Annotated in this window: 11 protein-coding genes; 8 read left to right on the top strand and 3 right to left on the bottom strand. The window is 47.2% G+C overall.

The window, feature by feature from the left end; all coding sequences use genetic code 11:
* The first annotated feature begins 82 nt into the window (after nt 1–82).
* The 8 genes from AABK39_RS25670 (at nt 83) to AABK39_RS25635 (ending at nt 15,921) form a co-directional block, all read left to right on the top strand.
* Nucleotides 83–2,323 carry an alpha-galactosidase gene (locus AABK39_RS25670; RefSeq protein WP_338395910.1) on the top strand — a complete coding sequence of 747 codons (2,241 nt, stop codon included), beginning with the start codon at nt 83–85 and terminating at the stop codon, nt 2,321–2,323.
* Between the two features lie 396 nt (nt 2,324–2,719).
* A complete protein-coding gene (locus AABK39_RS25665; RefSeq protein WP_338395909.1) occupies nt 2,720–6,847 on the top strand; it encodes a hybrid sensor histidine kinase/response regulator transcription factor in 4,128 nt (1,375 codons plus the stop codon).
* Between the two features lie 278 nt (nt 6,848–7,125).
* Nucleotides 7,126–8,280 (top strand): chitinase, encoded by a 1,155-nt coding sequence (locus AABK39_RS25660; protein WP_338396060.1) that lies wholly within the window; start codon nt 7,126–7,128, stop codon nt 8,278–8,280.
* 200 nt (nt 8,281–8,480) lie between these two features.
* The gene (locus AABK39_RS25655; protein WP_338396059.1) at nt 8,481–9,704 is read left to right on the top strand and encodes a hypothetical protein; all 1,224 of its coding nucleotides are present in this window, start codon (nt 8,481–8,483) and stop codon (nt 9,702–9,704) included.
* A gap of 245 nt (nt 9,705–9,949) precedes the next feature.
* Nucleotides 9,950–10,318 (top strand): hypothetical protein, encoded by a 369-nt coding sequence (locus AABK39_RS25650; RefSeq protein WP_338396058.1) that lies wholly within the window; start codon nt 9,950–9,952, stop codon nt 10,316–10,318.
* A gap of 691 nt (nt 10,319–11,009) precedes the next feature.
* Nucleotides 11,010–13,595: a family 20 glycosylhydrolase gene (locus AABK39_RS25645; protein ID WP_338396057.1), complete on the top strand. Its 2,586-nt coding sequence runs from the start codon at nt 11,010–11,012 to the stop codon at nt 13,593–13,595.
* Between the two features lie 180 nt (nt 13,596–13,775).
* On the top strand, nt 13,776–14,825 hold the full coding sequence (locus AABK39_RS25640) for a hypothetical protein (RefSeq protein WP_338396056.1): 1,050 nt from the start codon (nt 13,776–13,778) through the stop codon (nt 14,823–14,825).
* 523 nt (nt 14,826–15,348) lie between these two features.
* Nucleotides 15,349–15,921: a Crp/Fnr family transcriptional regulator gene (locus tag AABK39_RS25635; protein ID WP_338396055.1), complete on the top strand. Its 573-nt coding sequence runs from the start codon at nt 15,349–15,351 to the stop codon at nt 15,919–15,921.
* A gap of 37 nt (nt 15,922–15,958) precedes the next feature.
* Here AABK39_RS25635 and AABK39_RS25630 read toward each other — a convergent pair whose 3' ends face one another.
* The 3 genes from AABK39_RS25630 to AABK39_RS25620 all read right to left on the bottom strand — a co-directional run bounded on the left by AABK39_RS25630 (nt 15,959) and on the right by AABK39_RS25620 (nt 19,135).
* Entirely contained in the window at nt 15,959–17,455 is a 1,497-nt protein-coding gene (locus AABK39_RS25630; protein ID WP_338396054.1) for an IS5 family transposase, read from the bottom strand.
* A 168-nt stretch (nt 17,456–17,623) separates the two neighbouring features.
* Nucleotides 17,624–18,172 carry a hypothetical protein gene (locus tag AABK39_RS25625; protein WP_338396053.1) on the bottom strand — a complete coding sequence of 183 codons (549 nt, stop codon included), beginning with the start codon at nt 18,170–18,172 and terminating at the stop codon, nt 17,624–17,626.
* Between the two features lie 192 nt (nt 18,173–18,364).
* Entirely contained in the window at nt 18,365–19,135 is a 771-nt protein-coding gene (locus AABK39_RS25620; protein ID WP_338396052.1) for a hypothetical protein, read from the bottom strand.
* Nucleotides 19,136–19,217 lie beyond the last annotated feature (82 nt).

Genomic DNA, 19,217 nt, shown 5'->3' with positions numbered 1-19,217 from the left:
TGTGCGCTACATGGGCTATCGACAACTTAGTGGTTGCTTGTCCATGCCTTGGCAGATGAATTTGAATTCAAACGATATTTTTATGAGAAAGCTTTTTTTGAATAAATGGAAGCCCGCTTCCTTGCTTTTGGCTTTGGTCATCGTTTTTTCCGGAACGTTAAAGGCCCAAACTACAGGCAAAATCATACATGTAAATACTGATGATGTTTCCATAGTCCTGTCCGTTGATGAGAATGGGATTCCCGTTTTCCGTCATTTCGGAAAGCGCTTGGCCCATCCGGAAGAGGTGACTTTGGAGAGTAGGGACTTAGCGCCAAACTATGGCTACCGCTACGACTTAAGGCAAGCGTTCCCGACCTTCGGAGCTGGCTATATTTACGACCCGATGCTGAAAGTGACCCATGCAGACGGAAACCTCAGCACTGATCTGAAATTCGAAGGACAACGCACTTGGCTTGATGCCAATGACCGCAACATTACTCACACCGAGCTTACGCTCAAAGACCGGGTGTATCCGCTTACGGTAAAAATATTTTACGACGCTTACGCAAAAGAGAATGTGATAACGCAACGTATGAGCGTAACGAATTCGGGAAAAAAACCGGTAATGCTGGAAGAGTTCGCTTCCTCGTTCGCTCATTTCAAGCGTAAAAGTTACCACCTGACTCACTTCGCTGGCGATTGGGCCTCGGAGATGGGAAGTATGGAAGAGGAGCTTTTCGAAGGAACGAAAGTGATTGATTCCAAATCGGGAACACGTAGCTCGCGTTTCCAAAACGGATCGTTTATGCTTTCCGTTGACGCCCCTGGGCAGGAAAAATACGGAGAAGTTTACGCCGGAGCCCTGGCTTGGTCGGGCAACTTCCGCATGGCTTTCCACCGCGATCACCAAGGGCAGTTGCATGTACTTGCCGGTGCCCATCCATTTGGCTCGGCTTATCCGTTGGCCAAAGGCGAGGTTTTCGAAACTCCGAAAATGGTCTGGACTTATTCGGACCAAGGCAAAGGCTTAGCCAGCCGTAACCTTCACCGTTGGGCACGCGAATACGCCCTGCGCGACGGCGCAAAAGAACGTCCGATTGTGCTTAACAGCTGGGAAGGCGCTTATTTCGATTTCGACGAGAAAGTGCTGACCGATATGATGAACGACGCCTCGGCGATGGGAGTTGAGATGTTCGTTCTTGACGACGGCTGGTTCGGTAACAAATACCCGCGTAATAACGACGACGCTGGCCTCGGTGACTGGCAGGTGAACAAGAAAAAACTTCCGAGAGGTATTCCGCATTTGGTTAATCACGCCGAATCGCAGAATATCAACTTTGGAATCTGGATTGAGCCGGAGATGGTAAATCCACGAAGCGAATTGGCGGAAAATCATCCGGAATGGATCGTTCAGCGCCCGAACAGGGAGTTGAAAGTATGGCGCGACCAGCTTTTGCTTGATCTTACCAATCCAAAAGTGCAGGATTTTGTCTTTACCTCTATCGATAATATCCTCTCCGCCAATCCGAAAATCGCTTACGTAAAGTGGGACTCGAACCGCCATGTGGAAAACATCGGTTCCACTCATTTGCCCAAAAAGGAACAGTCCAGATTTTGGGTAGATTACACCAAAGGCCTTTACAAAATTTACGATCGCTTAGTGGCCAAACATCCTAGCGTTATTCTTCAGGTGTGCTCGTCCGGTGGCGGACGTTTGGATTATGGTTCTCTCCCTTATCACCACGAATTCTGGGCCAGCGACGATACCGACCCTTACGAGCGGATTTTCATCCAGTGGGGCACAAACCATATTTATCCGGCCATCGCCACGGGCTCTCACGTTTCGGCCCAGCCTAACCACCAGACAGGGCGTTTGTCGCCGCTCAAATTCCGTTTCGATGTGGCCATGTCGGGCCGTTTGGGACTTGAGCTTCAGCCAAAGCACATGAACGCCGAAGAGAAGGTATTCTCGAAAAAAGCGATCGAGACTTACAAAGCCGAAATCCGCCCGGTTGTACAGTTCGGAGACCTTTACCGCCTGCACTCGCCGTACGAGCGTGACGGTTGGGCGTCGATCATGTATGCGAAGCCTGAAAAAGACGAAGCCATTCTCTTTGCCTATAGCATCCAGCACCATAACCGCGAGGAATTTCCGATCATCCGTCTTGACGGCCTCGACGCCAAAGCCCGCTACCGTATCACGGAGCTGAACAAAAACGGCAAAAGCCATTTCTCGGCTGACGGAAAAGCTTTCAGTGGCGAGTATTTGATGAACGCCGGCCTAGAAATCCGTATCAACGAATACGCCGAAAGTGCAGTATTCAAACTGACCAAAGAGTAAAAGAAAACCCGATGCCGTAAAGGCATATGCAATTACGTATTTCAAATTACCTGAGACAATAAGAAATCCGATTTGCAACACCCAAGGACCCCGGTGCGTATAGCGTCGGGGTTTTCTTTTATAAAACATCACAAGAAATGTCCTTCGGCATGTAAATTATCGAAATACAAATACGCTCTAAGCAAGATAAACAGTTGCTTTTACGGGGGAGTGAGGTGCTGAAAGGCGGGTCAAAACGCCACAGAACCCATTTATAGCCTTTGCCGGGCCCGTTTGGGTGGGAAATAATGTTATATTTGGAGGGAGGGGCCTCCTGTATTATTACCTACGGATTTTCTTGTTTAGGAACACAGGAAAAATCTGGCCCTGGAGCAGGAAGTGTTTGTGAGAGTTGCCATGAGGGACCGTATTTTATTCGCCGTTTTTTTTGTGATCAATTTGTCGCTGGGGTTTTGTTGTGCGGCCAAGGCGAGTGTGCCCGAAAATCAAGGATACCGGAAAGTTTTGACCCTTAGGGGAGAGCTTTCCAGTTTGGTAGTGCACGATATCGAAAAAGACCGCTCGGGCGTGATGTGGATAGCCACCGAAGAGGGCGTAACGCTTTTCGACGGAGAGGAAGTCCGGGAACTTCCCGCTCCTGAACAGCGCCAAACACCCCTGCGCCGTAGGGTGACGTCCCTGTATTTTCAGAAAAGTATCAACCGGATGTGGATTGGCACTGGCGACGGGCTTCTGTGGTACGACATGGATATGAGTCGTTATACGGAAGTGCCCGAGAGCGAGGTGCGGGGTATTTATGTCAACAGCATTTTTGGAAGCGAGGATAATATCTTTATCTCTACGGGCGTGGGAGAAATCAGCCGGTGGAATCCGGAAGGAAACCGATTTCACAGAATCTCTGACGCGTTGACCTTAAGGTGGATGGATGACCGGGCGGCTATACGGCCGTTGCTGGTTACTCGTGGTGGAGAGTTGTGGTTTACCGATAGTTACGGAAACATCTACAGGCTTCCCAAAGGAGTGGCCGAACAGCGTAAGGTAAGGATAGGCAAGATACCGCTTTCCGAAAGCGAGACCGTACAGTTTCTCTACGAAGATGGTTACGGAAACATCTGGTTGGGGCTAAGTATGTCCGGGATATGGCGCCTGAACGACGACGACGATCTTTTTGACAAATATCCGGTACAGGGTTTAAGTGACAAGGAACAGATGAATTTCCAATGTGTGGACCACTATGGCGATAATCTGTATGTGGGAACTTTGGAAAAAGGGATACTGATAATGGATCTTCCCCGTGATCCGGCCGAAGGGCTGAAATTGGCAGGCCGTATTCTTCCCGAAGAGCAGGGGGGAGTATTGTCTTACAGGCATATATCCGGTGTTTATTCCGATGTTTTGGGCCAAGTTTGGGCAATTCCAGTCGGTACAGGCGTAGACTTTCTGAAGAAGGAAGACAATTCTTTTCGCCTGTTGTCCGTAAGCGAAGACGGCGAAGGTTTGCCTTACAGAAAAGTGCAGGCGGTATGCGAAGATGAGAAAAACAATGTCTGGTTCGTAACAGAACAAGGACTTTCCAGAAAGGACGGGAAAACGGGCAAGATTAAAAATTACAATCTCAACACCCACGGTTTGGACCATGGAATCCTAACCTCCGGATGTTCTGATCGCTCCGGACGCTTTTGGTTGGGAACGGCTTCAGGCACACTGTTGTATTACGAAGAATCCAAAGATCGTTTTACCGTTTTCCCCCTTGAATCCGTGGAAAATAGGGCCTTGGAAAGCCAAAGAATAGAAACTCTTTACGAAGATGGCGACGGATCCCTTTGGGTATCAAAAAGGGACTGGACCGTAACCAGAATCGATTACAAAAGGAAAAATACGCAACAAGTATCCCTGCGAAAGGGAAGCTTCCTCAGCCGCTCGGTATCGGGTATGGCCCAAACCCGCGAGGGGCTTTTTGTCGGAGGTTCGGACGCTTCATTTCTAGCGCGTTGGGAACAGGGCATTGGCGGTTTTTCTCCTTTGAGTTTGCCCAATTCCAGCTTGGAAGACGCTGATTTCAGCGAAGTATACGCTCTTTCGGCCGATCGTCGTGGCGTAATTTGGGTAGGGGCCAAGGGCGGAAAACTCTATTCTTTTGATCCTGCTACCAAAAGGTTAAAAGCCTACAGGCAAGATGGTAAACCCGTTTTCGGCCGTGTATTGTCCATTCTTCACGATGACCGGGACAGGGTCTGGATGGCCACCGACAAAAGTATCTCCATGCTAGAGCGAGAATCAGGCAAGATCTACCATTTCTTCGAATCGGACGGCATAGCGCCACCGCCGTATGTGGAAAACGCCGCATGCAGACTCCGTGACGGCCGTTTATGTTTCGGGTCCAAATTCGGAGCCTTGATTCTTGATCCTGATAAGATTGACATCAAGGCTGAAACGCCGGAAGTGACGCTCAAGAGCCTTGTAGTTTCGGGCAAAAGGGTTTTCCCTGGCGATCAGGGTTCTCCCCTGAAAAAAGCGCTTACAGAGACCGAATCGGTACGTTTGAATAACGAGCAACGGAATATTGGTATCAGTTACGCCTGCGTGGATTATGTTCGGCAAGACGCGATCCGTTTTGCCTATCGCCTCGTGGGGCTGGATAGCGCTTGGAACTACGCCGGACGCCAAAATACGGTAAACTTCTCCAATCTGCCTTCCGGCGAATATACCTTCGAGATAAAAGCCCGGGTTAGTGGGGGCGAGTGGAGTCCGGAGCCCCGCAGACTCCATATCACGGTGGATCCGCCGTTGTGGGCTACGTGGTACGCTTACTTGTCATATGTGTTGGCGATTGTTGGTGTCGTATTTTTCTACGGACGGTTTACCTCCAATCAGGCCGTACTCAAATATCGCGTCAGCGACTTGGAAAGAAAGCGGGAAGAGGAGCACCAAGGCTACCTTGACCGGATGAATTTCTACACCAATATCGCCCATGAGCTCCGTACGCCTTTGACTTTGGTGGTCGGTCCTTTGGAAGAACTGATGCATACCGTTCACCGTGGCGGAGTCCGCGACAAAGTAAAGCGCGCGTACCGCAATTCGAACACTTTGCTGAAGCTCACTGATCAGCTGATGGCTTTTAGGCGTTTGGAAGAAGGCGTGGAGACTCTGCGTCCGGAGTATCTTGATTTCGTAAGCTTTGTGCGGGAAATTTCCCGAAGTTTCGTCTCAGAGGCCAAGCGCTCTGGCCTTACGCTGGATTTTGTAAGCGATACGAATAAGTATTCCGGTTGGTTCGATGGGGAAAAAGTGGGGATCATCCTCCGAAACCTAATTGAGAACGCTATAAAATACACGCCCGAAGGCGGTGCCGTAACGGTGGATATCAAGGTTGATCAGGAAAACGACAAGCTCTTGTTGGCCGTAAAAGATACGGGTATCGGAATGGACGACGAGGATCGCAAGCATGTTTTCGATCGTTTTTATCGCTCCGAAAATACGGCGGGAATCGGCGGAACGGGAATCGGTTTGGCTTTGGTAAAACGACTGGCCGATCTTCATTCGGCAAAGATCGTCGTGAAAAGCGAGTTGGGTTCGGGTTCGGTTTTCGAATTGGAAATGTCGCTTAAAAAGAAAAAAGGGACGGAAGAGGAGCCGGTAGCCGAAAAACGCGAGGTGTCCGCTCCGGTGAGTTTCCCTGAGCCAAAACCGAAATCGGAGCCGGAACCGATTGTCGAAGAAGAGCCTGTTGAGGTAGAGAACAAAGCCAAACCACGGATGATGATCGTGGAAGACGACAACGAGATGCGCGTCTACCTGACCGAAATTTTCGCCGACAAGTTTGAGGTGTTGTCCGTTCCGGGCGGAAAAGAGGCTTTGGAAGACCTGAAAACAAAAACGCTTCCCGATGTAGTAATCAGCGACGTGATGATGCCGGGTATGGACGGTTTTACCCTCTGTCGTCGCATAAAAATCGACGAGCGGACATCGCATTTGCCGGTGGTGATGTTGACGGCCAAAGCCCGCGAAGACGAGATGATCGAGGGAATGGAGCATGGCGCCGACGATTATATCACAAAACCGTTCAATACGAAAGTGCTCAAGATGAAAGTGGACAATCTGTTGCGCTCCCGTTCGCAACTTTCCGCTTATCTGTTGGCCGGTAAGGAGAAAGCCCCGGAGCAACACCTTTCGCAAGACGAGAAATTCGCCCGCAAAGTGATCGATTTGATCGAAAAGGGAATGGGCTCGCCGGATTTCAAGGTTGAGGATATCTGCGAAGCCTTGCGCATGAGCCGTTCCAGCCTTTATTCCAAAGTCCGGAAGGCTACGGGCATGTCTATTGTCGAGTTTATCCGTTACGTGCGTTTGGGCAAGGCCGCCCGTATGCTTAGGGAAGAAGACCGCTTGGGCGTTAGCGAGATCGCTTATAAAGTGGGCTTTTCTGACCTTAAATATTTCCGCTCCGTATTCAAAAAACGTTTTGCTTGCAGTCCGTCCGAATACCGGAAACAGGAAGAGGAATTGCCTCAAGAGCTTGGATAAAATCCGGCGAACAGTGTACCTGTCCCGGATGCGTTGTTAAAGGATGTTAAAGACACTACCGGAATTCACACCAAGGGAAATATCCGCTGGATAAAGGCCGTTTTATTTTTTGAGAAGTTGGCGTACCCATTTTTGTTGCGCCGGTTTTTTGGACTGGGGTGATAGGCCCCAATCGTTCCTGTTGGTTTTCATCCATGAATAGTTCTGGAGATTAGTTGCGCTTTGCCATTGGCGAAAAGCGTAACTATTGGCTTCGGTTTATTCGAAAAATCCTAGATATGAGAAAGATAAGAGACAGTAGACTGTGGGGAGGGTTATCTTCGCTCCTATTCGCGATGGTCGTAATGATGGCTTGTGACTCCGATGGAGGAACTGACACGGAGACACCGCCTCCGGCGAAACCGGACCCGACGGATCCGGTTGAACCCACTCCGCCAGATGACGAAGACGACAACGGCAATGGAAGTAGTAGCATTGCGGAATTGGTGTCTTTGGAACAATATTATGAGCTTTTCCCTTTTAGGTGCGGATCCGAAGGAGCGCAAAGCGAAGGGGCTAACCAGTGCGGAAACGAGGATTTCTATACCTATGAGAATTTCTTGAAAGCGGCCGAGGCTATGGCTGGCATTAAGGTTAGGATAGAACAACGTGACGCCACCTATTATATTCCGCCGAGAATCTATAGAATAGATAAAAATACCGGAGAGGAAAAACTGGTAAGCGATCCGCCGGAATTTAATGACGAATGGGTGCAGACGCTTCCTATTGTCTCCACAGTTGTGGATTACGCTACTTTCGCCGCCGAAGGTTCCGATGCTGATCGTCGTCGCGAGTTGGCCGCTTTTTTCGCAAATATCGCACAAGAGACCACTGGTGGCTGGGCCACTGCGCCGGGCGGAAAATACGCTTGGGGCTTGTTCTACAAGGAGGAATTGGGTTATTACGGATCGAGCCATGTGGGTTACGCCGTTCCGCATAAGCAATACCCTCCTACGGAAGGAAAATCATACCATGGACGTGGACCGATACAGTTGAGCTATAATTATAACTATGGCCAAGTGAGCGAATATCTTTTCGGCGACAAGAGCGTAATGCTTGATAATCCAGAGCGTGTTTCCGAAGACGGCGCTTTCGCTTTCCAAACAGCGATATGGTTCTGGATGACGCCTCAGTTTCCGAAGCCGTCTTGTCACCAAGCGATGATTCCCGGAATCTGGACCCCAAGCTCCGCTGACCAGTCGGTAGGACGTAAGCAAGGTTTCGCCTTGACTATCGCCATTATCAACGGCGGTGTGGAATGTGGCGGACCAAATGAGAAGGCACAAGGTAGGTTCAAGCATTTTGAAGTGTTCGCTAAAGCCCTAAATACCAGCACAGGTTTGGACGGCGGTGACGATACGGACTTGGACTGTAGAAATATTCAACCTTATTGATGCTCGTAATAATGACAGGAATGGTTCGCCATTCAAGTCGAATGAAACTGGTGCAGGCGCTTCGCTTGTACCAGTTTTTTATTTTATACCGTTTTGGCATGGAATTCCCCGCTCCATAAGTTGGCCGAAGCCATACAATTTAGATTATCCACTGGACAACTTTGTTCCTCTTGACCTTTTACTCTGTGTCATAAATATTAATGTTCGAGGAAAGAAAATATAGCGGACGAAGTTCGGGCTCAAGAGCCAGCGGTGGTGGCCGTTCCCTGATGCCTCCGGAGCCTTATGTTCCCGGAATAATGGAAGGTCGACCGCTTAGCCCCAGATGGCAGATGCTCGATAAAGTCACGAAAGTGGCGGAAGGCGAAAGCGGGAATGTTTTTGAGGTGACCATCTATGGCGGCGGTACTTATTTCCTGAAAGTGGGCAACAATTCGCGTGAGTCATTAAAAGAAGCCTACGCTACGAATTTCATTCACATTATGGGCGAAGAAACGGGCGTATATGTGCCTGTAACGCAGTATTGCCCAAGAGGTGAGCGTGACTATAATGATCTTTTCCTAAGGCTAAAATTCGAAGAGGGCGAGGGCGAAGACAAATGGGCGGAACTTCTGCGAAAAAAACTGACTGACCTGAAAACGAAGGGTTTCTTGCTAATGGAAAAAGTGGTGGGCGAAACCAGAGTTCCTGACCATTGCGACCCCGCTTCAGTGGAATGGTACGAAAAGCATCCAGAAGTGTCGGTTTGGATAGGCCAAATGTTGGGTATGGACGTGGTAATGGGCAACTGGGACCGGTTTCTCCAGATTTTCCATCCGGAGAATTTTTTGTTTTTGCCCAAAAGCCAGGGAGTTATGGCGATAGACCAGACGGTTTCGTTCAATATGCTTAACGATTTTACCAATAGGGTCCTGCATTCTGATGGTGAGTTAATGAAAACCGTATCTCCGCATACTATGCGTTGCAATACCGCCGATAACGATAATTATGAGGAAGGAGCTTTCGGGTTGTCTCGATTGGCAAATAGCGAGAAGTTTATGCTGGCGGGCCAAGTCTCCGAAAAATTGGGCGTTTTGCTTAAGGACTTTACGCAAAAATTCTTGGCGGGCGGTTCCGGAGACAGCGCCATATTCTCATGGTTCTTCCCCACCATGGAAATCAATTTTATGCCCGATATGGCATTGATGGAAGCCGGATTTATGCAGGCTCTTTTATCAATTACCAGATCCCCTGACCTTATGGACAAGTTGACCAAAGCAAATCCGTCTTCCGGGTTTTTTGAGGAGTCGAAAGGAGTGGGGATGAATGTCCGAAAACTGTCACGATTGCTGGAAGAAAGTGAGGTTAGAAAAAAAGCAAGAGGACTAATAGCACGAATTTTCCAGGAGAAAAGCCTCGATCCTGCGGATTTTGTGCGGAAATGATAATTTTTTAAAATTGAATTAACGGTTTTCTCTTGCCAAAACAAGCTTTTAGTCTCCTGCGCTCCCATATTTTGGCCTATAACCGTCCGAAAAACCCTTTTGCTGTATAGATACGGACGCTTTGTCGCTTTTGAGTGTCCGAAAATAGTACACGTTTTTGTCGTAAAAAATCACGAACGAGTATAATTGTCAGTTAATCAGATTGTTGTGATTTTTGGCATGCGCTTCGCCTACAGAAAAGGAGAATGAACAATAAAGAACCATTGGGTATGCAAGCGTTATTAATCGGCCTCTTATTTTTTCTTCCGATGACAGTAGTAGCGGAAAAGAATATACAGAAGAAAGCTACTTCAATAGAAAAGGGCATTGTTATGCTTGAGAATGCTAAAGAAGTATCGATCGATTCGATAGGAATGGATCTAGCCGATTTGCAGTTCGAAGGTTCTAAGTGCGTGGCCACAAAAATCAGAGTAAGCGTATACGACACCGACGGAAACACACTGTTTTCGGGTACGGAGCGTGACGCCAAAACGATGCGGGCCGGCCTACTAAAGCGCGCCGATTTCGTAAGCGAGATCAACGGCCGCAAGATTTATGTTTTGCATCGCAAGTAGTCTTTCCATATTTGTTGATGAGTGGTTGATGCCACGCTCCAAACGGGAGCGTGGCTCATTTTTTTTTAGGCAAGTCAGTATGTCGATATGACTTAGTATCCGATAAAAAGGAAAAGGTATGAATGGCCCGTTCGTACCTATCCGGAATAGCCCCTTATCTTCCAAAGCTTGGTTCCGAAGGCGTAGATTCTATTATATTTCCCTTTCCGCCAAAGTTTGAATTTTGTTCGAGAGTTTCGGACTATCATATTTGGTTCAGTAGATCAATTTTTGCTACAAACCTTTACTTTTTACTGTTTTACAACATTCAATTCCCGGACAATTCTAAAAAACACACAATTCCTTGATTATAGAGGTTATTGAGTCAAGATAGGGGGGGAGATTTCCAGAGCACTTGATTTTTGCTTTCAAAACAAACTCTTTGTAGCCATATCGCCGGGCGGACAGGCCGAGATGTGTGGGCATTATTTTTACTGTTCCCCGTGTGTTTGTACTGCGTAATAGCGCCTTGCTATAATAGAGAATAAACTGTTCGGAATACACGGGCTCTTTTCGTCTGTAAATTTTGGTTTACGAATATACTATTGTTCGAATCCCTACTAGGGCTTCTTTTTTGCGGTGTTCCCGCTCCTTTTTGGGAGAAGGATAGTGGTGGGAATATTCCGTTATGGAATCATTTAATCTATTTATTATGAGAATGAGTTTTAAAACATGGGCGGCCACGCTGTTTTTTTTATGCTGGTTGAATGTCGTCTGGGCCAACGTACCTATCGTGCCCCAGCCATTGGAGTATCAGCTTACGGAAGGCACACTTAAGCTAAGGCCGGGATTCAAATTATATGCGGATCCGGCTTTTAAGGAAATACACCCTTTGCTGAAAAGTTCTCTGGAAGAACATCTCGGGTTTTCACTGAGATCAGCCAAAGCGAACGCCCAAAAGAAAGTGATAGCTTTCACTGTCGATCCTGCATTGGGGAAGCTGGGAGAGGAAGGCTATGCGATCAAAATTACCAAAAGCCGAGTATTGGTTTCTGCGTCGCACCGTAAAGGCGCCTTTTACGGCTTGCAGTCTTTGCTTCAGTTGATTGACGCTTCGGAAGGTCAATATTTGGCCTGCGCCGAGATCTTCGATAAGCCGCGGTTCTCTTGGCGGGCGTATATGCTTGACGAAGCCCGGTTTTTCAAGGGAATGAACGAAGTGAAGCTTTTGCTTGACGAGATGGCTTTCCTTAAAATGAACGTTTTCCATTGGCATTTGGTGGATAATGAGGGCTGGCGTATCGAGATCAAAAAATATCCGAAACTTACCAAGGTTGGGGGAACCCGTAAGAATTCGCAGATAGGTCCGAAAAAATGGAATAGTCCTAAACGTACGGACGAACCGCACTCCGGATTCTACACGCAGGAGCAGATCAAAGAAGTGGTGGAATACGCCCGTCTGCGCAATATCACCGTAGTGCCCGAAATCGGGATGCCCGGTCACTCTTCGGCCGCGGTGGCGTCTTACACTTGGCTTGGCACGTTGGGCAAAGACATTGAAGTGCCCGACTCGTTCCGTTGCGACGATATTTTCGATATCACCAAGCCCGAGGTTTATAACTTCCTTACCGATGTTTTGGACGAGGTGATGGAGCTTTTCCCTTCGAAAGTAATCCATATCGGTGGGGACGAGGTGGATTTCAAAATCTGGGATAAATCTAAAAGCATCAAAAAATTTATGAAGAAAAAAGGAATCAATACGCTTCCTGATCTTCAGATTTATTTTACAAACAAAATAGGAAACTACTTGCAGTCCAAAGGCCGGCGCCTGATGGGTTGGAACGAAGTGATGGGTCACCAAGTGGATGATCGTTTGTACGATGAGAAAGTGGCGGTTGAGGGGGAATTGGCCAAAAACGCGGTGGTTCATTTTTGGAAAGGTGACAAGAAGCTTTTTCTTCAAGCCGTTGAGAAGGGCCACGATGTGGTAAACTCAACTAACGGATACACGTATCTGGACTATTCGCATTCTTCTATTCCGTTAAAGAAAGCTTTCCATTTTGATCCGATACCGAAAAATCTGGACAAGGCTTATCACAAAAACATTATCGGTATGGGGTGTCAGATGTGGGGCGAATGGATCCCGACCAGCGGAGACCTGCATTATATGACTTTTCCGAGAATAGCCGCTTACGCTTCGGTAGGTTGGACGGACCCTGCGCGAAAGGATTATGATCGGTTCCGGTCCAACCTTTCCCGTTTGGCGAAGCGCTGGAAACACAAAGGCCTAAACATGGCGCCTTGGGACGTATCCGATCCGGCGCCGGCGCGAAAGGCTCCGCCAAAGTTTGATATCGCGCACGCTCCGGCACCGCTTTTCCGCGATCCCGTATTTGACGGTCCAGCCGATCCGAGCCTTATTTGGGTTCCCAAATACAAGGAATGGTGGATGTTCTACACGCAACGTCGCGCCAGTGCGGCTTTCGACAATGTCGCCTACTGCTACGGATCGGCTATTGGTTTGGCCAAATCCAGAGACAACGGCCGTAGCTGGACCTACGCCGGCGTGGCCAAACTTCCGCAACCCGACTCGGGGCACAATACTTTCTGGGCGCCACAAGTGGTTTTTGACCGCAAAACGGGCGATTACCATATGTTCGTGACCTATATCAAAGGCGTAAGGAGCAATTGGGGTGGAGCCAAGCAAATACTGCATTACAGCAGTAAGGATATGGAAACGTGGAAGGCCGAAAAACCGATAGGCACCGAGGAATGCATCGACGCGTCGGTGATTCGGCTGGAAGACGGCTCTTGGAAAATGTGGTATAAAGACGAAGCCAACGGTAGTAAGACGGTGTCGGCCCTGAGCTCCGATCTGAAAAGCTGGAAGCTGGAAGGCACGTCGGAAATATCCAGAAACGCGCACGAAGGTCCGGTAGTGTTTCATTGGAAAGGCAAGTACTGGATGCTCACCGACAAGTGGAACGGCTTGGACTGTTACGTCTCGGACGACGCCACCAATTGGGAGCCGAATAACACGATACTGACCAAGCCCGGCGCCAGACCCGACGACAACGTAATGGGTCGCCACGCCGACGTGAAGATTGTCAACGACCGCGCTTATGTTTTCTATTTTACCCATCCGGGCAGGCGTTACAACAAAAGTGGGCAGGAAATTCCGGAATCGGGCACGATCAATTATCAGAGAACTTCGATACAGGTGGCGGAACTGGAAATCATAAACGGTAAACTGACTTGTGACCGGGACAAATATTTGAGAAAAAGCCCGCATCAGTAAGAGAAAGAAGAACAAAAGCGAGAGTAAAATGCGTCGACATTCTTATTGTAAAAAGGCTAAGGCCTACTGAATCTGGTCAGGCACGTTTTTGGACGTTAAACCATTGAATATCAAAAAACAGAAGTAGGAATATCGCCTGCTTCTGTTTTCTCAATTGGTCCGAAAACATCCTTTTTCAATATGGAAGTAAATATTGCTCCCCAGAAAGTAGTGGAGTTTGGAGGAAAGACCTATCGCTATTTTGCGGGAACCTCCTATTTAGGCATCAGCCAACACCCGAAATTCCGCCACGAATTACAGCACGCCTTCGCTGTGCAAGGCACAAATTACGGCAGTTCCAGAATCGGTAATATCGGATTGGCCGTTTACGGAAAATTGGAAAAGGCCTTGGCCAAACGCTTCGGTTCGGAAGATTGCGTAACTTTCTCTTCCGGGTTCTTGGCCGGAATGGCCGCTTCCAGAGCTGTGTCCGAAACATATTTTCCAGTCAGAGGAAAATCTCATCCGGCTTTGGCGCCTGTAGGGACAGAGCCATTCGAGGGAACATACGAGGAATGGCGGGAAACCTACGCCGGCAAATCTTATACGGAAGGAAAAGGTTACGCCTTCTTCTCCGACAGCTACGACCCTTTCGGTTTGGAAGAATACGATTTCGGTTGGTTTGCCAAACTTACGCCCAATAGTGACTTTTTCGCCGTAATTGACGATTCCCATGGCATCGGAGTATACGGACCGCGCGGCAACGGAGTGTTGCACAAAATTCCCCAAGCCGAAAACCTGAGGACAGCCATAGTCGCCTCGCTCAACAAAGCGCTGGGCGTGCCCGGCGGAGCCGTACTCTGTGACAAAGACTTGGCGGAGACCATACGGCATGGGGATATTTACAGAACCAGTTCGCCATTGTCCCCGGCATATGCGTCGGCATATTTGGCCTGCGAGGACCTTTATCCGAGACAAAGAAAATCCCTTCAGGAGAACGTTTCCTTTTTTCTAAGACAGATTGAGGGTTTGCCTCACAAGATGGTGCACGGTATGCCCATGATAGGTTTTGACGGAGGGATCGAGTTGTTAGAAGATATGAAGCAAAGAGGCTTTTTACTATCCTGTTTTCCTTATCCCGAACCGACGGCCCAGCCAAACGTAAGAGCGGTAATCAATGCGTTACATTCTTTTGGCGACTTGACCGAACTGGCAAAAGCCCTAAAGCTCAGTTTGGCCGAAAAAGCCTAAGTGTTGATGTGGTGGAAAACCCCTGTTTTACAGAATAGGGTATTTACACGGATAAATCGCAGGAACACATAAGCTACCTTTGAAGTGTTCGGTTGACATCTCAACGCCGAACACGGAGACTAACGAAGGAGCATCTCCGAATGGCAATTGTTTTCCTGTGTCAGAAAGGACTAAGGACGCCGTCAAGTAGAGAGTCGGGAATGTACAAATCCGGCCCCGGGCCAAAGGGGCAGAGCCCGAAACCGGATTTATATATTCTTATCAGAGATCCCCTTTTGTTGTATGTAGCGGAAGGGGATTTTTCATGTTTAGCAAATAAGTATAGATAGACTACGATAGCGTTCTAAAAACTATTTTGTGCCTTTCTTTTTTCATAACCGCAATATCAAACTTGCGAAGATCTAATCATTTATGGTTTAGACGATAATTATATCCGAGCGGTATACACACGTTTTTATTATGCTTAAAGATCCTTTAATTTAAAACCATCAATATTCTGGACTACGAAACACAAAAGCCACTTATGCATTCAGAATTGCTCGGACTTTTTAATCAACACGCTCACCTGAGCCCTGAGGATGAGGAACTAATCATTTCAAGCTTTAGCCTATTGCGTCTGGCCAAAGGGGATTTCTTTTTAAGGGAAGGCAATACCTGCAAATACGTTGGATTTATAAAAAAAGGTCTTGTCAGGTATTTTGTAATGAAAAATGATGAGGAATCGACGTTCGAATTTACTAAAGAGGGGGAGTTTATTTCAGACTATTCGAGTTTTAACCGGCAATCAAAATCGATTCAGAATATAGAGGCCATCGAGGATTGCGAATTGTTGGTAATCGACTACGAAAAGCTTCAATATCTTTTTAAAAACACTCCCCAAGGCAATTATATAGGAAGGCTGGTAGTTGAGCACCGGTTTGATGTCATGGTTAACCAATTATTGGCTGTTTATATGCAGAACAGCGAGCAACGCTATCAAAAGTTTATCGCCGAATATTCGGACCTTACCCAAAGAATCCCCCAGTATCTTATCGCCTCTTTTGTGGGAGTGCAACCGCCGTCACTTAGCAGAATTAGGAAAAGGATTTCGAAATAGCGCTTTAATCTAGGGTTTACTGAAAAAGCCCAGAGGGCTACCCAGCTAGGATATTTTGCCAGACAGTCTTTTCCTGTTTCTTTTCGCTGTCTTGAAGCCATGTTCCGTATTTCCAGCTCAGGAAAACAAGGTCAAAAAAGATTTCGCTCTGAAATCTTTTCAAGTTGGACACGAAGAAAATGCAGGCGATCCATGAAAGCGAAGTGTCCGCTCTCCTTGCCTGTATTTTGTCCAATCCGAGTCCCCGTTTCACTTCCCCGAATTTTCCTTCCGCCCTGCTTCGGTGCCGTTGGTGAAGCGCCCGGTTTTCCTTGCGTTCCCTGATTTTTTCGGGACTTGAGGGAGGCCTTCCCAACGGGGATCCCACGAATTCCACACCCGCGCCGGACATGGTCTGCCGGGCGTTCCTGTTTCCGTAAATCTTGTCCCCGACGAATTTGCCGAGCTTCATTTCCGGGTTTCTCTCCCCGAAATTGTCGATGTGCCCGCGGATCACTTCCGCGTCACCCTCGTAGTAAGCGTCCCATTGCGCCTTGTCCAGATAGGAATAGCCTTCGTGAAGGCTTACGGACAATTTGGCGCCGAACTCGGTGTCGCTTCCGTTTTTGCCCCGGACTATCGGCCGGACATGGGGCTGGAAGACGTTCACGATGCGGCCGTCCACCCTGTTGGCACCGGTCTCCAGCATGAGCGACTGTTGCCTGGCGATTTCGTGAAGCACCATCAGAATCTTCAAAAACCTGCTTTTTAGGCGTATAACGCCCTTGTTGGCCTCTATGAGGCTGTCGATATGCCGTAGGTTCCGTTCCAGATAATTCAGCTGTCGGCGTGCGCACACGCGCCAGAATTCGGCTCCTTTCCTCTTTTTTCTCGTCGCCCCGACATATTCCCTATGGGCTTTATCCCGGTAAGTCCGGGGCTTTTTGGATAAACCGGAATCCCTGGCGACGGGCCAAAGGAGGTCGATGATTTTCTCCGACTGCACCCTCGCCGTAGCCAACAGCCCAAGGTCCGTGGGGTATGGAATCTCTTGCGGCGCCACCGTCGCGTCGCAGGAGACAACCCGCTTGTCATCTTCGGCGTCCCCGGAATGCCCGTCTTTGGACCCTTCATCCCGATCGCCCTCCGCAATACGGATCCCCTCGTGTTGCAAAAGCGAACTCATCCTGTTAAAATCCCCGTACCCGAGCCGCTTGCGGACCGTCGTGAACAGCGAAGGGTCAAAGGCCTTTTCCGTGGTGAACGAGCCGAGTCCCACGAAATACTGGAGATACGGATTTTCTTTGATTTGTTCTATCGCCTCGGCGTCCGAAACGTTCAGCTTATGCTTCACGATCAGCGCGCCGATGACCAGCCGGGCCGGTTTGCACGGACTGCCCTTGCCCGTCGACATTTTCGATTCGTAGACCAAACCCAATTCCGCCCAGGGGATGGAGTTGGCCAACTTCACCCATCTGTTTTCCGGGTTAAGGCGCCCTATTTCCGGGTCCAAAAAACCTTCTATACTCAATTGCGAGGAACTTGTCTTGATCATAGGTGCAAGGGAAAAAATGCTCTCAGTCCTTTCTAAGGCCAATTTACGAATATTCCCTGTGCTTTGGAAAGGGAAACAAGCCACCTAATCCACTGATAATCTTGTGGTTTTTACTTTTTCAGTAAACCCTAATCTAGGCTAATGGACTTAAGACCCACACAAGGGGCATTATTTTTCGGTTGTATCAAATATTTTTTTTAGAGTTTCACTGTCAGAGTCTTGTGATAATTTCTTTCCAATTGCCTGAATTTCATTTTCCCAAATTCTCCAATTCTTAGAATGTGGGTTGTTAAGAGTCATTCTTATTTCTGTATTTGGGGCAAAAATTAGGTATTTATATATAATGCCGTTTAAGGTAACACTTAGGTTTGCATCGAACATATCATATGATGTCAAGCTTTTTACCTTATCTTCCATATCATCAATCTTTTTCATCATATGAAACTTGATGATATCCCCTTTTCCATCTACAGTGAAGATTCCTTGGATTAGTTGTTCTGGGTTTTGTATTTTTCTAAATGCAGATTTGTTGAATTGTATCGAGAATAACCAACACGAATCAGTAAATGAATTTGAGATATTGACCAACCAACTATAGCCAATCCTTTTTTCGTTTATTCGCCAACCTAGCTCATCACGAATTGTGAGATTTCCTGCTTTTAAATCAGGAATTTCCAGTTTGGAGCACAAATTTTCAATTATCTTTTGATGAAGCATCTGTTTATATATTTGACTTTTCGGTGTTGTTTCTAACTTAATAGTGATTTTATTGATTCAAATCTACTTCTGTCAATTGACTTGCTGAATAAGATTTATCCATCGTCTTTAATATCTAATATGTTCTTTCGTATTCAACTTCAAAGTCAGTCCAGAGACTTTTTCTTCCATTCTTGAAAGTGTTGGAGGGTGCTATTTTGGCTTTTGGTATGTGTTCGTATCTTCAAGATATTCATGTATTTCATCTTTATGCGCAATCATGTAATTATAGCATTGTCGCATCACATGGTCTTCCATTTCATCAATCTCTTGAACTTTTGATTTGACCATTGATTGAGAGTCAAATTGGTTTCTTAATCGGATATACTCCTCAAAATTATCCTGCGAAAACGGATGCTTGTCTTTAAAGTCATCGACTAAGTATTTTAACTCTTTAACCTTTAGAGAAAGATCTTGTAGGCCTAGTTTATCGCCAAATATTTTAATTAGGTCTGAAGTGGTTTCTTGCTCTGCTGAGAATCCGTCATAATTGAAGTCTGCATACCATTGCCATACGATTAAGATGTTGCTGATTGTTTCTGGCAAAGAGTCGAATCCTCTTTTTGTGATCCAATTGAAATTTTTATATGGTTCCTTGATCCTTAGATGAATATAACTCCAAAAATTCGACAAGACTTTAGACTCTTTATTCGAGGATTCTATTATCTTATCTATATCTCTAGTGTTGAGGCTACGAAAGGATGAATGGGCTTTTTGCAGATCAAATTTCGCTTGCTCCAATAGTTTTTCCGATTCATCATCCGTAATTGATGCGATCTCAGAGAGTCTTATTACCTGCTCTAATTTCCAAGCTGATATTGCTTTTTCAATGTTAAATCCAGTCTGTTTTAAGACTCTTTTAGCGTCCAAGATTCCAATTGGAATCTGTTTTCTGATTTCAGATATTTTTTGATTATCACCCATATTGGCTGAGATAAAATGTGGGTATGATATAACGAGTATAGTGAGCTAGGTTTTTGTAGTACTGTTGCCTTTTGGCGTTTAC

This window comes from Fulvitalea axinellae (assembly GCF_036492835.1).
Classification (GTDB): Bacteria; Bacteroidota; Bacteroidia; order Cytophagales; family Cyclobacteriaceae; genus Fulvitalea; species Fulvitalea axinellae.
The sequence above is the reverse complement of the archived record's forward strand: the minus strand, read 5'-3'. Positions and strand labels throughout refer to the sequence as shown.

What these genes read in the sequence shown, in the direction of transcription:
- AABK39_RS25670 (WP_338395910.1), top strand. Translation starts at nt 83, where the DNA reads ATGAGAAAGCTTTTTTTGAATAAATGGAAGCCCGCTTCCTTGCTTTTG.
- AABK39_RS25665 (WP_338395909.1), top strand. Translation starts at nt 2,720, where the DNA reads ATGAGGGACCGTATTTTATTCGCCGTTTTTTTTGTGATCAATTTGTCG.
- AABK39_RS25660 (WP_338396060.1), top strand. Translation starts at nt 7,126, where the DNA reads ATGAGAAAGATAAGAGACAGTAGACTGTGGGGAGGGTTATCTTCGCTC.
- AABK39_RS25655 (WP_338396059.1), top strand. Translation starts at nt 8,481, where the DNA reads ATGTTCGAGGAAAGAAAATATAGCGGACGAAGTTCGGGCTCAAGAGCC.
- AABK39_RS25650 (WP_338396058.1), top strand. Translation starts at nt 9,950, where the DNA reads ATGAACAATAAAGAACCATTGGGTATGCAAGCGTTATTAATCGGCCTC.
- AABK39_RS25645 (WP_338396057.1), top strand. Translation starts at nt 11,010, where the DNA reads ATGAGAATGAGTTTTAAAACATGGGCGGCCACGCTGTTTTTTTTATGC.
- AABK39_RS25640 (WP_338396056.1), top strand. Translation starts at nt 13,776, where the DNA reads ATGGAAGTAAATATTGCTCCCCAGAAAGTAGTGGAGTTTGGAGGAAAG.
- AABK39_RS25635 (WP_338396055.1), top strand. Translation starts at nt 15,349, where the DNA reads ATGCATTCAGAATTGCTCGGACTTTTTAATCAACACGCTCACCTGAGC.
- AABK39_RS25630 (WP_338396054.1), bottom strand. Translation starts at nt 17,455, where the DNA reads ATGATCAAGACAAGTTCCTCGCAATTGAGTATAGAAGGTTTTTTGGAC.
- AABK39_RS25625 (WP_338396053.1), bottom strand. Translation starts at nt 18,172, where the DNA reads ATGCTTCATCAAAAGATAATTGAAAATTTGTGCTCCAAACTGGAAATT.
- AABK39_RS25620 (WP_338396052.1), bottom strand. Translation starts at nt 19,135, where the DNA reads ATGGGTGATAATCAAAAAATATCTGAAATCAGAAAACAGATTCCAATT.